Below are 12,642 nucleotides of genomic sequence, written 5' to 3' on the forward strand. Positions count from 1 at the left end.
AAGGGGGCGGACCCTTCTCCCCGGCCTCGTCTTGCACCGGCTCCTGCGTGGGGGTTACTGGAGACCGGCGTGGATGGCGCTCGCGAGTTCACCGTTCGCGGTGTCGCCGCTGAACTCCCAGAAGAAGGCGCCCCTCAGACCCTGCTGCTTGGTCCAGGCCATCTTTCCGGCGATCGTGGCGGGGGTGTCGTAGCTCCACCAGTTGCTGCCGCACTTGGCGTAGGCGGTGCCGGCGATGGTGCCGGTGGCCGGGCAGCTGCCCTTGAGCACCTTGTAGTCCTCGATGCCCTGCTCGTACGTGCCGGGCGCCGGGCCGGTGGCGGCGCCGCCGGGGGCGTCCTGGGTGACGCCGGTCCAGCCGCGCCCGTAGAAGCCGATGCCCAGGTTGAGCTTGGAGCCGGCGATGCCCTTGCCCTTGAGTTTGGTGATCGCGGCCTCGGAGTTGAACCCGGCGATCGGGATGCCCGCGTAGGAGGTGAGCGGGGAGTGCGGGGCGGTCGGGCCCTTGGCGTCCCAGGCGCCGAAGAAGTCGTAGGTCATGACGTTGTAGAAGTCGACGTACTGGGCCGCGCCCGCGTAGTCGGCGAGGTCGAGCTTGCCGCCGTTGGAGCCGTCGGCGGAGATGGCCGCGGTGATCAGGTTGCTGCCGCCGAACTTGGCGCGGAGTGCGGAGAGCAGGTTCTTGAGGGAGGCCGCGCCGCTGGTGTCGCAGGACAGGCCGCAGGCGTTCGGGTACTCCCAGTCGATGTCGATGCCGTCGAAGACGTCCGCCCAGCGGGGGTCCTCGACCAGGCTGTAGCAGGAGTCGGCGAACGCGGCCGGGTTGGCCGCGGCCTGGCCGAAGCCGCCGGACCAGGTCCAGCCGCCGAAGGACCACAGCACCTTGATGCCGGGGTACTTCTTCTTCAGCTCGCGGAGCTGGTTGATGTTGCCGGCGACGGGCTGGTCCCAGGTGTCGGCGGTGCCGTCGACGCTCGACGCGGCGTCGTACGTCTTCTGGTAGTCGGCGTAGGCGTCGCCGATCGCGCACTTGCCGCCGGTGACGTTGCCGAAGGCGTAGTTGATGTGCGTGATCTTCGCGGCGGTGCCGGAGGTGACCAGGTTCTTCACGTGGTAGTTGCGCTGGTAGACGCCCCAGTCGGTGAAGTAGCCGAGCTTGACCGGGCCGCCGGCGGGCGGGGGCGTGGTGCCGCCGCCGGTCGTGGTGACGGAGAGGGCGCCGGAGGAGGGGCCGGTCTGGTCGGCGGTGTCACGGGCCGTGACGCTGTAGCTGTAGGTGGTGCCCTTGGTCAGGCCGGAGTCGGTGTAGCTGGTGCCGGTGACCGTCGCGACCTTGGCTCCGCCGCGGAAGACGTCGTAGTTCTTGACGCCCTTGTCGTCGGTGGCGGCGCTCCACCCGAGGGTCAGGGAGGTGTCGGTGACCCCGCTGGCGGTGGGGGTGCCGGGGGCCGAGGGCGGGGAGTCGGTGGGGGTCGATCCGCCGTCGCAGGAGGCGCCGTTGATCTTGCAGCCGCTGGGCGCGCCGGGTCCGGCGCCGTTGAACCCGAAGCTGATGGTCGCGCCGGGGGAGAGGGTGCCGTTCCAGCCGACGTTCTTGCCCGTCCAGTGGGTGCCGGAGCTGGTGACGGTGGCGTCCCAGGCGGAGGTGACCGTGGTGCCGGAGGGGTAGTCCCACTCCACGGTCCAGCTGGTCAGGGTGGTGGTGCCGGTGTTCTTCACCGTCCACTTGCCCTCGAAGCCGGAGCCCCAGTCGGAGACCTTCGTGTACGTCGCGGTCGCGGAGCCGGCGGCCTGGGCGGGGCCGGCCAGGGCGACGAGTCCCGCTGCCGGCAGGGCGAAGGCGGCCACCGTTGCGGCGAGCCTCCTGAAGAGACGGGTGCGGGGTGGGGGTGCTGTGCTCAAGGTCGTCCTCCGTAGGTCCGTCGAAGTCGCGGGGCCGACTTCGGCATGGGGGTGGGACCTGCGCCGCCCGTGAGCCTGCTTGTTATGGCATGCTCACCACAGTTCCGGTGAGCGTAGAAAGGTCTGGACCAACCGTCAAGAGGTCCAGACCTCCCGGCCGGTGCGCCGTCAGAGGCCCAACTCCCGTGCCAGCACGGCCGCTTGCGCCCGGCTGCGGAGTTCCAGCTTCCCCAGCAGCCTGCTGACGTGCGTCTTCACCGTCGCCTCGGCCATCCCCAGCCGCCCCGCGATCTCCGCGTTCGAGAGGCCCTCCCCGAGGCGCCCCAGCACCTCCCGTTCGCGCCGGGTCAGCGATTCCACCGCCGCCGCGGTCCGCTCGGGCACCGGGGCCCGTACCGGCCGGGGCGCCGCGAACTCGGCGATCAGGCGGCGCGTCACCGCCGGGGCGATCAGCCCCTGCCCGCCCGCCACCGTCCGGACCGCCCCGATCAGCTCGGCGGCCTCCGCGTTCTTCAGCAGGAAGCCCGCCGCGCCCGCGCGCAGCGCCCCGAACACGTACTCGTCCAGGTCGAAGGTGGTCAGGACCAGTACGTCCGCCAGGCCCTCGGCCACCACCTGGCGGGTGGCCGACACCCCGTCCAGACGCGGCATCTGTACGTCCATCAGCACCAGATCCGGCCGAAGTTCCCGGGCCAGCCGGACCGCCTCCTCGCCGTCCGCCGCCTCACCGCACACCTCGATGTCGCCCGCGCTGCGCAGGATCAGCACCAACCCGGCGCGCACCGCACTCTGGTCCTCCGCCACCACGACCCGGATGGTCATCCGTCCACCGCCCTCTCCTCGGCGGGCAGGGCCGCCCGCACCCGCCATACCGGGCCCGTCGGGCCCGCCGTGAATTCCCCGCCGAGCAGCTCCGCGCGCTCGCGCATCCCGGTCAGGCCCGCGCCCGAGCCGGGGGCGCGCGGGCCCGGCCGGTCCCCGTGCGGCGAGTCCACGCCCACGGTCACCAGGCCGTCCGTGCGGGCCAGGCGCACGGTGACCGTGCCCGGGCAGGCGTGCTTGAGGGCGTTGGTCAGTGACTCCTGCACGATCCGGTACGCCGCCAGCTCCACCGGCGCCGGCAGCGGCCCGGCCGGCCCGCGCTCGTCGCGGAGTACGAATTCCAGCCCGCTCGCGGCGCCGTTCGCCCGGGCCAGGCCGACCAGCGCCGCCAGCCCGTCCAGCGAGGGCGTGGCCATGGCCTCCTCCTCGGCGCCGGCCTCGCGCAGCAGCCCGATCAGGCGGCGCATCTCGGCCAGCCCCTGGACGCTGTTCTCCCGGATCACCCCGAGGGCCTCGCGGCTCGTGGCGGGGGAGTCGATGGACAGCGCGGCGGTGGAGTGGATGGCGATGGCCGACAGGTGGTTGGCCACCATGTCGTGCAGCTCCCGGGCCATCCGGGCCCGCTCCGCGACGACCGCCTGGGCCCGGTCCATTTCGGCCAGCAGCGCCGTCTGCGCGGCGCGCAGCCGGGCCGCCCCGGCGGCCTCCCGGTGGTTGCGCAGGGTGGCGCCGGTCAGGGCGGGGGCGAAGCTGACGATCCCGGTGACCACCCCGATCAGCAGGGCCTGCGGGGTGCGCAGCCAGGCCACCGCCGTGATGGTGACGGCCACCGTGAGCAGGCCGGTGCTCACCGGGAGCCGCCGGGCGAGGGCCGGGCTGCCGTAGACCACGGCGGCGTACATGAGATCCGTGAAGATCAGCACCGACGCCAGGCTGCCCACGGTGAACTGGTCGGCGACGATCGCCGCCGTGCCGATGAACAGCGCGGCCCGCGGGCGGGTGCGGCGCACCAGTTCCAGCGCGCCGAGGACCAGCAGCGGGACCAGCGCCGCCCACGCGGGGAAGAGGTGCCGGCCGCCATTGGAATACACGCCCAGGCACCACAGGGCGAGTCCGGCCAGCACGCTCACGGTGCAGAGCAGCACGTCGTCGCGGTGGGGGTGCGAGCTCTTCGGGATCACGGTCCCATCCAACACGGCCGCCCCGGCCCGGACATCGGCGCGGGGGCGGAGGACGGGGGCCGCCGCGCTGCACCGAAGGATGCAGCCGAGGTTGGTCACCGGTGAGGACGCGGACGCGCGGATCCGGCGGAAGCATGGGGTCGAAGCGGAGCTCCGGAAGGTCCGGGCCCGGACCTCCGGCCGCACCAGCGAAAGCGAGAGGCCCGTGCTCGTCTCCTTGATCGTCGCGTGCGAAATCGGTTTCTGGGTGCTGCTGGCCGGGGGGCTGGCCCTGCGCCACCTCGCGGGGCTGCCCCGGCTGGGGATGGCGGTCCTGCTGTGCGAGCCGCTGCTGGAGCTGCTCCTGCTGGGGGCCGCCGCCGTGGACCTGCGCGCGGGCCGGGAACCGGACTGGACGCACGGCCTGGCGGCCCTCTACCTCGGCTACACCGCCGGATACGGGCACTACACCGTCAAGTGGCTCGACCGGCACGCCGCGCACCGGTTCGGCGGGGGGCCGAAGCCGCCCGGCCCGCGGTACGGCAAGGACCGGGCCCGGCACGAGTGGCGGCTGTGGCTACGGACCCTGGTCGCGGCCGTCGTCGCGCTCGGGCTGCTCCAGGCCGTGGCCGCGTACGCCGGCGGCGCGGCCGGCACCGGCGCCGTCCGCGCCTGGCAGTTCGCCGTCCTGCGGGTGTTCGCCGTCCACACCGTGGTCGCCGCGACCTACACGCTCTTCCCCCGCAAGGCCCCGGCGCCCGGGTCGGACACCCCCTAGCGCTCGCCGCCCGGCACCCAGAGGACGTCGCCGACCTCCTTGTTGGCGGTGCGGGCCAGGATGAAGAGCAGGTCCGAGAGGCGGTTGAGGTAGGTGGCCGTCAGCGGGTTCATCACCGCGCCGTGCTCCTCCAGCGCCGCCCAGGTCGAGCGCTCGGCGCGCCGGACCACCGTGCAGGCCTGGTGCAGGAGGGCCGCTCCGGGGGTGCCGCCGGGCAGGATGAAGCTGCGCAGTTTCTCCAGCTCCTCGTTGAAGCGGTCGCAGTCCGCCTCCAGCTTGTCGATGTAGAACTGCTCGACGCGCAGCGGAGGGTACTGCGGGTCCTCGACGACCGGGGTGCTCAGGTCGGCCCCGACGTCGAACAGGTCGTTCTGCACCCGGACCAGGACCTTCACCACGTCCTCGGGCAGGGCGCCGAGCGCGATCGCCGTGCCGATGACCGCGTTGGCCTCGTTGGCGTCGGCGTACGCGGAGATCCGCAGGTCCGTCTTGTGCGTGCGGCTCATGTCGCCGAGGGCGGTCGTGCCCTTGTCGCCGGTGCGGGTGTAGATGCGCGTGAGGTTCACCATGCGTCCAGCCTAGTGACCGGGCGGCGGTCCGGCCCCGGGAGGAAGGCGCGTACCGGGACAAAGGTGCGCGCGGGCCAACTGCGGTGCCCTGGTGCGGCGCTGGGCCGTATCGGTGTGATGTCCGTCAGCTGAGACGTGACGCGTGTTACTTCGCGGTCACACGGTCCCTCACGGACGCTAGTCTCCGCCGGAGAGGCTACGAGACTGGGCCGTAGCGGGAACGAGGGGTGTGCAGTGGCTGGGAAGCTCGCCGTCATCGGTGCCGGACTGATGGGTTCCGGGATCGCGCAGGTCTCCGCTCAGGCGGGGTGGGACGTCGTCTTGCGCGATGTCACCGATGCCGCGCTGACCCGCGGTACGGACGGGATCAAGGCCTCGTACGACAAGTTCGTCTCCAAGGGCAAGCTGACCGCCGAGGACGCCGCGGCGGCGCTCACCCGGATCACCACGACCACCGACCTCGACGCGGTCGCGGACGCGGACATCGTCGTGGAGGCCGTCTTCGAGAAGCTCGAAGTCAAGCACGAGATCTTCCGCGCGCTCGACAAGCTGGTGCGGGACGACGCGATCCTGGCGTCCAACACCTCCGCCATCCCGATCACCAAGATCGCGGCGGTGACGGAGCGCCCCGAGCGGGTCGTCGGCGCGCACTTCTTCTCGCCCGTCCCGATGATGCAGTTGTGCGAACTGGTCCGCGGTTACAAGACCAGCGACGAGACCCTCGCCACGACCCGGGCGTTCGCCGAGTCCGTGGGCAAGACCTGCATCGTCGTCAACCGCGACGTGGCCGGCTTCGTGACGACCCGTCTGATCTCCGCACTGGTCGTCGAGGCCGCCAAGCTCTACGAATCGGGCGTCGCCACCGCCGAGGACATCGACATCGCCTGCAAGCTGGGCTTCGGGCACGCGATGGGGCCGCTGGCCACCGCCGACCTCACGGGCGTCGACATCCTGCTGCACGCCACCAGCAACATCTACACCGAGTCGCAGGACGAGAAGTTCGCGCCGCCGGAGCTGATGCGCCGCATGGTGGACGCGGGTGACATCGGCCGCAAGAGCGGGCAGGGCTTCTACAAGCACTGAGCGCCATCGTTCGAACGCCTTCACCCGTTGGTGTGAATGAGAGTATCGGTTCGCTCACAGTCGGCAACTTCACCGCCCCCGGGGCAGTCAGTTCCAGTGAGAGTTGCCGACCACGGACCAGTCGGACCATACGTACGCGGCACGTACGCGGGACTGCGGGAGCACATATGCACATCAGGGGCGACCACGCCGAACTCGTTGTCGGGGGCCGCCTCGACGTGCGCAGCGCGGCGGACGCCCGTACGGCCCTCCACACGGCCCTCGACCGCGGCCACGGCGACCTCGTGCTCGACCTCACCGCGCTCGACTCGTGGGACGCGACCGGCCTCGGCGTCATCATGGGCGCCCACCGGCGGGCGGGCCGCTCCGGGCGCCGCCTCGTCCTGCGCGGGGTGCCCGCGCAGATGCAGCGGCTGCTCGTGGCGACCCGGCTGCACCGGATCCTCGCCATCGAGGGCGGACTGGAAGCGGAATCCCTGCCGAGGGTCTGACGGCGGGCCGCTCTTTCCTGCGGAAACGTAACGTTCCGGTGGTGAAGGCCCCCCAGCGGTTCCCGCGCGACCGGCCACGAACTAGGCTCCGGGCGGAAACCGGACCAGTAGCGACAGCGGCGTGTGCGTGCGAAGGCCGGGCGGTACGACGGCGGCAGCGGCGCAGCGCGCGACGCGATCGGGGGACTTGGTCATGGACCGTACTCAGGGGCAGTCCGGCGCGGACTCGGGACGTCAGGCCGCGGGGTCCAAGGGCGCCGGGTCCCAGGGCGTCGGGTCCGCGCAGCCGGGCCCCGGGCCCTCGGGCCACGGCGCCAAGGGGGCCGGCGTGACCGGCACCGCCGGAACCGGGACGCCCGGAGCGGCCCCCGGTGCGGCTTCCGCCGGCGGCGTCGCCCGCGTCGTCACCCTGACCGCCGGGGACTTCGCCCTCACCGTCAACCCCGTCGACGGCAGCGAGATAGAACCGCTGCGCCCCGGCACCGAGACGCCCCGCCCCGCCAAGCGGGGTCCGGCCTCCCGCGCCGCGCGGGAGGCCGCCGCCCGGCCGCCCGCCCTCCCCGGCCCCGCCGCCCCCGCCCGCCCGCTGCTCCAGCGCGAGGAGGAACGGGAACGGCTCGAACGGCTGCTGGGCCGCGGCCGCTCGGTACGGCTGACCGGTCCGGCCGGTTCGGGCCGGTCCGTCCTGCTCGACTCGGTCGCCGCCGCGTGCGCCGGGCTCGCGCCCGACGGGGTCGTCCGGCTCAGCGGATACGGTCAGCAGCAGCCGCTGGAACTGCTGCACGCACTGCACGCGGCCGTCTACGAGACCTCCGACGAACGGCCCGACCGGGCTGAACTCCTCGCGCGGGTACGGGACATCGGCGCCATCGTCCTCATCGACGACCTGGAACTGGGCGGAGCCGCGCTCGACGAACTCCTGCGGGCCACGCCCGAGTGCGCCTACCTGCTGGCCGCCACCCCTGACACCAAGGCCCCGTCCGACAACTCCCACTTGGAGGAGGTCTTCCTCGGTGGTCTCGGCCGGGCCGAATGCGTCCTGCTCCTGGAGGCCCTCACCGGACGGCCCCTGACGGAGGAGGAGACGGCCTGGGCGGGGGACCTGCGGTTCGCCGCCGAGGGGCTGCCCCTGCGCTTCGTACAGGCGGCCGCGCTGCTGCGCCGGCGCGACGAGCTGAACCACCGCGACGAGCGGGACGACGAGGACGAGCCCGGCGTCTTCGAGGGGCGGCCGCGCGAGGCCGCCCACGTACCGCTGCCCACGCTGGCCGAGGGCGCGGCGCCCGCGGAGCTGCTGGCCTCCCGGGTGAGCGAGTCGGCGCGGGCCGCCCTGCGCATCGCCTGCGCGCTCGGCGGCGAGCTGCCGCACCATGCGCACCTGCCGGCCCTGGTGGGGGACACGCACGCCGACGCGGCGGTCGCGGAACTGCTGGACTGCGGGCTGCTGACCCCCGTCGGCCCGCGCTACCGGCTGGCCCACGGGGTCGCGCGGCAGCTGGAGGAGGCCGGGTACGGGGACAGCGCGGCCGAGGAGGCCCGTACCGCCGCCCGGCACTACGCCTGGTGGACCGGACACGCCTCGGTGACCCCCGAGCGGGTCGCGGCGGAGGCGGACGCGGTGCTGGCGGCGCTGGCGGGGGCCGACGTGGTGGCCGCCGTCATGCTCGCCCGCACGGCGGCTCCGGCCCTGGCGGCGTCCTTGCACTGGGAGGCGTGGGAGCGGGTGCTGCGCGCGGGCGCGGAGGCCGCCCGCAAGGCGGGGGAGGTGGCGGAGCAGGCGTACTTCCACCACGAGCTGGGCGTGCTCGCGCTGTGCGAGGGGCGGCTGGAGCGGTCGCGGGCCGAGCTGGAGGCCTCGATCGGGCTGCGGGGCGCGCTCGCGGACAAGCGCGGCACGGTCGCGGGGCGGCGAGCGCTGGCGCTCGTCACCGACCGGGAGGCGGCGGGGGTGGAGGTGTCGCCGCCGCTGCGGCTGGAGGCTCCGGCGGCCCCGCCGGTGGCGGCGCCCGTGCCCCGTCCCCTGGCCCCGCCGGCGGCCCCGGCGGCGGCTGCGCCGGTGACCCGTCCCCTGGCCCGGCCGGTGGTTCCTGCCGTGGCTCCCGCGGTGGCGCCGGCCGCCTCAGAGGCGGTGACCCAGGTGGTGTCGGCGGTCCGGCGGCCGGAGGCGCCCACGACGCCGACGACCCTGTCCGAGGTGTTCGAGAAGGCCTTCCCGCCCGCTCCGGAGCAGGGGCCGGTGACGGCGCCGGTGCTGATGACGGGCCGCGGTCCGGCGCCCGCGCCGGGTCGGCCGGTCGCGGGGGAGCCGGGGTCGAGGCGCAGGACGGCGTTCCTCGCCGCGGCCGGAGCCCTGACGGTGGCCGTGATCGGGACCGTGGTGGGCCTGGCGGTGTCCGGCTCGGACCCGCATGCCCCGAAGGATCCGGCGGTGTCGTCGACGCCCGACGCCGACCTGAGTACCGGGACCGGCGGGAGCGACCCCGCCGCCGCGCCGGAGCCGGCCACCTCCGACCCGTCGTCGGCGGCCGCGTCCGGCCCGGCGGAGTCCGGGCCGGACGAGCCGGTGGCGGAGCCGCAACCCGGTACCACCCCGGGCCCGCGGCCCACGTCGACGGGTCGGACCCCGTCGACGCACAAGCCCGCGCCGCCCGCGCCGGGCACCAAGACGCCGAGCTCCCCGAAGCAGCCGGTCGGCGACCCGCCGGCCACCTCGACGACCCAGCCGACCCCGTCGACGGACCCGACCACGGACCCCGGCACCACCGGGTCAGCTTCCGAGTCGGCCCCGTCGTCCACGCAGTGACGACGGAGCCCGCGGGTCAGAACAGGCGGAGCTTGTCGTCCTCGATGCCGCGCATCGCGTTGTAGTCCAGCACCACGCAGTCCATGCCGCGGTCCGTCGCCAGCACCCGGGCCTGCGGCTTGATCTCCTGGGCGGCGAAGACGCCGCGGACCGGCGCGAGGTGCGGGTCGCGGTTGAGGAGCTCCAGGTAGCGGGTGAGCTGTTCCACGCCGTCGATCTCGCCGCGCCGCTTGATCTCCACGGCCACGGTCGCCCCCGAGGCGTCGCGGCACAGGATGTCCACCGGCCCGATCGCCGTCATGTACTCGCGGCGGATCAGCGTGTAGCCGTCGCCCAGCGTCTCGATGCGGTCGGCGAGCAGCTCCTGGAGGTGGGCTTCCACGCCGTCCTTGATCAGGCCCGGGTCGACGCCCAGCTCGTGGGAGGAGTCGTGCAGCACCTCCTCCATGGTGATGATGAGCTTCTCGCCCGCCTTGTTGACGACGGTCCAGACGCCCTCCTCGGCGCCGCTCCCCTCCTTGAGGGTGCACGGAGGAGACATCCAGTTGAGCGGTTTGTACGCCCGGTCGTCCGCGTGGATCGAGACACTCCCGTCGGCTTTCACGAGGATCAGACGGGGTGCGGAGGGCAGATGGGCGGTGAGCCGGCCCGCGTAGTCGACGGAGCAGCGGGCAATGACGAGACGCATGGTCGGCAACGCTACTCGACCGACGGGCCTCCACGCGATTCGCCCGCGAAAGCCCCCTTCGTCGATGGCGCGTTGTATGCGCATTCTCCTGGTGCGGCAACCCGGGGGCGCCTACCGTGGTGAGCGGGTGGTCGTCGAACGTGCACGCTGCGTCGCGGCCGCCTTCCCTGCCCGTAGGACTCCGGACACCAAATCGGCCGGGGTCACGAGAGGAGAACCCATGTCGCTCGACGTCTCACCGGCCCTACTCGAACAGGCCGAGCGAGGCGAGGTCGACGAAGCCGCTTTCGTCGACTGCGTCCGGACCTCCCTGCCTTACGCATGGGAGATGGTCAGCTCGCTGGTGGCCCAGCTGGAGGTTGAGGGCGGAGAATTCGCCGACAACCAGACGCCGCCGCCGGACGAGCAGGCGCGCGGGCAGCTGCTGCGCGCGCTCGCGAGTGACGCGATACGCGGTGCCCTGCAGCGGCACTTCGGGGTGCGCCTGGCATTCCAGAACTGTCACCGCGTAGCGGTGTTCCCGCTGGACCCCGCGGTGGACGACCGGCTCGCCAAGTTCACCTCGATCCGCGGCCAGCTGCTCAACCAGTCGCCGGAACTGCGGGACTGCTAGGTCCTGACGACAGGGCCCAGCCTTCGGGAGTTCCCGCTGCCGCTCCGTGTCGCAGGAGGCGCGACCGGCCGGAGCGGCAGCCCGGGTCCGGGGCTCAGCCGAGGCGGGGCAGGACCTCGGCGCCGATGCGCCGTACGTTCTCCTCCGTCGCGGCGAGGTCGCCGGAACCTTCGGTCAGCAGGGCGAAGCGGGTGATCCCGGTGCGCTCCGAGGTGGCCGCGAGGCGGTCCGCCGCGAACCGCGGGGTTCCGACGGGGTGCAGCTCGCACAGCAGCTCCGTGTAGGCCACCGGGTCCCGCATCGCGCGCTCCCGGCCGTCCACGGTCACGTGGGCGTCCAGGCCCTGGCGCAGCCAGCCCGGCATCGCCTTCACCAGCGTTTCCCGGGCGTCCGCCGTGCGGTCCGCGAGCTGGCAGACCCCGGCCGACACGTGGGCCGCGTCCGGCGGGTGCCCGGCGGCCCGGGCGGTGCGCCGCCACAGCGCGACCATCTCCGCCTTGTCCTCGTCCCCGCAGTGCATGCCCAGCAGCATCGGCAGACCGCGCTCCGCGGCCAGCCGTACGGATGTCGCGGAGGTGCAGGCGACGATCACTTCCGGCCCCTTCCCGTCACCGTCCAGCGCCTCCGCGGGACGCGGTACGACGGCCACCTCGCGGAAGCCGTAGCGCTCGCCGGCCGCTCCCACCCGGGCTTCGGTCAGCCAGCGCCGCAGCAGGTCCAGGGCTTCCGGGAAGCCGGTCTCGTACGCCTCCAGGCCCCCGCCGAACACCTCCAGGTCGACCCAGGGGCCGCCCCGGCCGACGCCCAGCATGAAGCGGCCGCCGGAGGTCAGGTGCAGCAGCGCCGCCTGTTCGCCCAGGGCCACCGGGTGCGTGTTCGGCAGTACGCTCACGGCGGTGCCCACGCGCAGCCGCTCGGTCCGCCCGAGCAGCAGGGCCGCCAGGGTCACCGCGGAGGGGCAGACCCCGTACGGCACGAAGTGGTGCTCGGCGAGCCAGACCGCATCCAGTCCGGCCTCCTCGGCCACATCGGCGGTCCGCACCGCCCGGTGCAGCGCCTCCCCCGGTCCCTGGCCCGGGAACTGGGCCCCCACTACAAACGCTCCTACGCGCATCGCGCTTAGCCTCCTCGCGGCTGACGCGGCCTCCCCAGGTGGACCGGCTTTCCGACGTTCATGACATCAACGTCTGATGGCAACAACGTCCGACACGTGCCAAAGGCACGGCCCGGCAGCAAAGTTATTGGGATTGTCAGGCCAGTGCTCGTGGACGAGCCCTCTCCTCGGACACACTGCTGGTACCCGGGCTCGCTGCGCGTAGTCTGGGAGAAAGTCACTGCCGTCCGCGCATCCGTGAGGTATACGTGTCACCGCGCCACAACCGCCCCAGGGGCGGCGGGAATCCAGCCGACCGTTCGGGTACGGGGTCCGGGTCCGGTTCGGGGGGTCTGGACCGGTTCGGTCTGGAGCAGACCGAGGAGTACCTCGGCGAGGAGTGGAAGGTCCGGCACGTCGCGGGCGCGAGCGCGGCGGGCAAGCGCTACCGCTGCCCCGGCTGCGACCAGGAGATCCCCTCGGGCACCCCGCACCTGGTGGCCTGGCCCGAGTACGGCGGCGTGGACGACCGCCGGCACTGGCACAAGGCCTGCTGGAACGCGAAGGACCGCCGCACCTCGCGGGTGCAGCGGTCCAGGAACGCGCCGAGGTACTGAGTCCGGCGGTCGGCCGGGCCCCG

12 protein-coding genes are annotated in these 12,642 nt (G+C 73.3%); 6 read left to right on the forward strand and 6 right to left on the reverse strand.

Annotated elements, in window-relative coordinates:
• Positions 1-54 precede the first annotated feature (54 nt).
• From ACZ4M3_RS07745 to ACZ4M3_RS07755, 3 genes are all read right to left on the reverse strand, one after another.
• Entirely contained in the window at positions 55-1,902 is a 1,848-nt protein-coding gene (locus tag ACZ4M3_RS07745; RefSeq protein ID WP_467730691.1) for a glycosyl hydrolase family 18 protein, read from the reverse strand.
• Between the two features lie 168 nt (positions 1,903-2,070).
• Positions 2,071-2,724, reverse strand: coding sequence for a response regulator (locus ACZ4M3_RS07750; protein WP_467730692.1), 654 nt, complete (start codon positions 2,722-2,724; stop codon positions 2,071-2,073).
• A complete protein-coding gene (locus ACZ4M3_RS07755) occupies positions 2,721-3,902 on the reverse strand; it encodes a sensor histidine kinase (protein WP_467730837.1) in 1,182 nt (393 codons plus the stop codon). Before ACZ4M3_RS07755 ends, ACZ4M3_RS07750 begins: the two co-directional genes overlap by 4 nt.
• Positions 3,903-4,110: 208 nt before the next feature.
• On the opposite strand from ACZ4M3_RS07755, the gene ACZ4M3_RS07760 reads away from it, so the two are divergent.
• Positions 4,111-4,662 carry a hypothetical protein gene (locus ACZ4M3_RS07760; protein WP_467730693.1) on the forward strand — a complete coding sequence of 184 codons (552 nt, stop codon included), beginning with the start codon at positions 4,111-4,113 and terminating at the stop codon, positions 4,660-4,662.
• Here ACZ4M3_RS07760 and ACZ4M3_RS07765 read toward each other — a convergent pair.
• Positions 4,659-5,231 (reverse strand): cob(I)yrinic acid a,c-diamide adenosyltransferase, encoded by a 573-nt coding sequence (locus tag ACZ4M3_RS07765; RefSeq protein ID WP_467730694.1) that lies wholly within the window; start codon positions 5,229-5,231, stop codon positions 4,659-4,661. The two genes, ACZ4M3_RS07760 and ACZ4M3_RS07765, sit on opposite strands and share 4 nt — an antisense overlap.
• A gap of 234 nt (positions 5,232-5,465) precedes the next feature.
• Here ACZ4M3_RS07765 and ACZ4M3_RS07770 point away from each other — a divergent pair, with 234 nt between their 5' ends.
• The 3 genes from ACZ4M3_RS07770 to ACZ4M3_RS07780 all read left to right on the forward strand — a co-directional run bounded on the left by ACZ4M3_RS07770 (position 5,466) and on the right by ACZ4M3_RS07780 (position 9,608).
• A complete protein-coding gene (locus ACZ4M3_RS07770) occupies positions 5,466-6,314 on the forward strand; it encodes a 3-hydroxyacyl-CoA dehydrogenase family protein (RefSeq protein WP_467730695.1) in 849 nt (282 codons plus the stop codon).
• A gap of 167 nt (positions 6,315-6,481) precedes the next feature.
• Entirely contained in the window at positions 6,482-6,805 is a 324-nt protein-coding gene (locus ACZ4M3_RS07775) for an STAS domain-containing protein (RefSeq protein ID WP_453352008.1), read from the forward strand.
• Between the two features lie 193 nt (positions 6,806-6,998).
• On the forward strand, positions 6,999-9,608 hold the full coding sequence (locus ACZ4M3_RS07780) for a P-loop NTPase family protein (protein ID WP_467730696.1): 2,610 nt from the start codon (positions 6,999-7,001) through the stop codon (positions 9,606-9,608).
• 16 nt (positions 9,609-9,624) lie between these two features.
• Here ACZ4M3_RS07780 and nucS read toward each other — a convergent pair whose 3' ends face one another.
• The gene (gene nucS / locus ACZ4M3_RS07785) at positions 9,625-10,296 is read right to left on the reverse strand and encodes an endonuclease NucS (RefSeq protein WP_467730697.1); all 672 of its coding nucleotides are present in this window, start codon (positions 10,294-10,296) and stop codon (positions 9,625-9,627) included.
• Between the two features lie 220 nt (positions 10,297-10,516).
• Here nucS and ACZ4M3_RS07790 point away from each other — a divergent pair, with 220 nt between their 5' ends.
• Positions 10,517-10,909 (forward strand): SCO5389 family protein, encoded by a 393-nt coding sequence (locus ACZ4M3_RS07790; protein ID WP_136215131.1) that lies wholly within the window; start codon positions 10,517-10,519, stop codon positions 10,907-10,909.
• A 94-nt stretch (positions 10,910-11,003) separates the two neighbouring features.
• Here the strand turns inward: ACZ4M3_RS07790 and ACZ4M3_RS07795 are convergent, their stop codons facing one another.
• A complete protein-coding gene (locus ACZ4M3_RS07795) occupies positions 11,004-12,023 on the reverse strand; it encodes an LLM class flavin-dependent oxidoreductase (protein WP_467730698.1) in 1,020 nt (339 codons plus the stop codon).
• A gap of 248 nt (positions 12,024-12,271) precedes the next feature.
• Between ACZ4M3_RS07795 and ACZ4M3_RS07800 the strand changes: the two genes are divergently transcribed.
• Complete coding sequence (locus ACZ4M3_RS07800) at positions 12,272-12,619, forward strand: ATP/GTP-binding protein (protein ID WP_467730699.1); 348 nt, start codon at positions 12,272-12,274, stop codon at positions 12,617-12,619.
• The last annotated feature ends 23 nt before the right edge of the window (positions 12,620-12,642 follow it).

Source organism: Streptomyces sp. NPDC026522 (assembly GCF_055567555.1).

What these genes read in the sequence shown, in the direction of transcription:
- ACZ4M3_RS07775 (WP_453352008.1), top strand. Translation starts at nt 6,482, where the DNA reads ATGCACATCAGGGGCGACCACGCCGAACTCGTTGTCGGGGGCCGCCTC.
- ACZ4M3_RS07790 (WP_136215131.1), top strand. Translation starts at nt 10,517, where the DNA reads ATGTCGCTCGACGTCTCACCGGCCCTACTCGAACAGGCCGAGCGAGGC.
- ACZ4M3_RS07795 (WP_467730698.1), bottom strand. Translation starts at nt 12,023, where the DNA reads ATGCGCGTAGGAGCGTTTGTAGTGGGGGCCCAGTTCCCGGGCCAGGGA.
- ACZ4M3_RS07765 (WP_467730694.1), bottom strand. Translation starts at nt 5,231, where the DNA reads ATGGTGAACCTCACGCGCATCTACACCCGCACCGGCGACAAGGGCACG.
- nucS (WP_467730697.1), bottom strand. Translation starts at nt 10,296, where the DNA reads ATGCGTCTCGTCATTGCCCGCTGCTCCGTCGACTACGCGGGCCGGCTC.
- ACZ4M3_RS07780 (WP_467730696.1), top strand. Translation starts at nt 6,999, where the DNA reads ATGGACCGTACTCAGGGGCAGTCCGGCGCGGACTCGGGACGTCAGGCC.
- ACZ4M3_RS07750 (WP_467730692.1), bottom strand. Translation starts at nt 2,724, where the DNA reads ATGACCATCCGGGTCGTGGTGGCGGAGGACCAGAGTGCGGTGCGCGCC.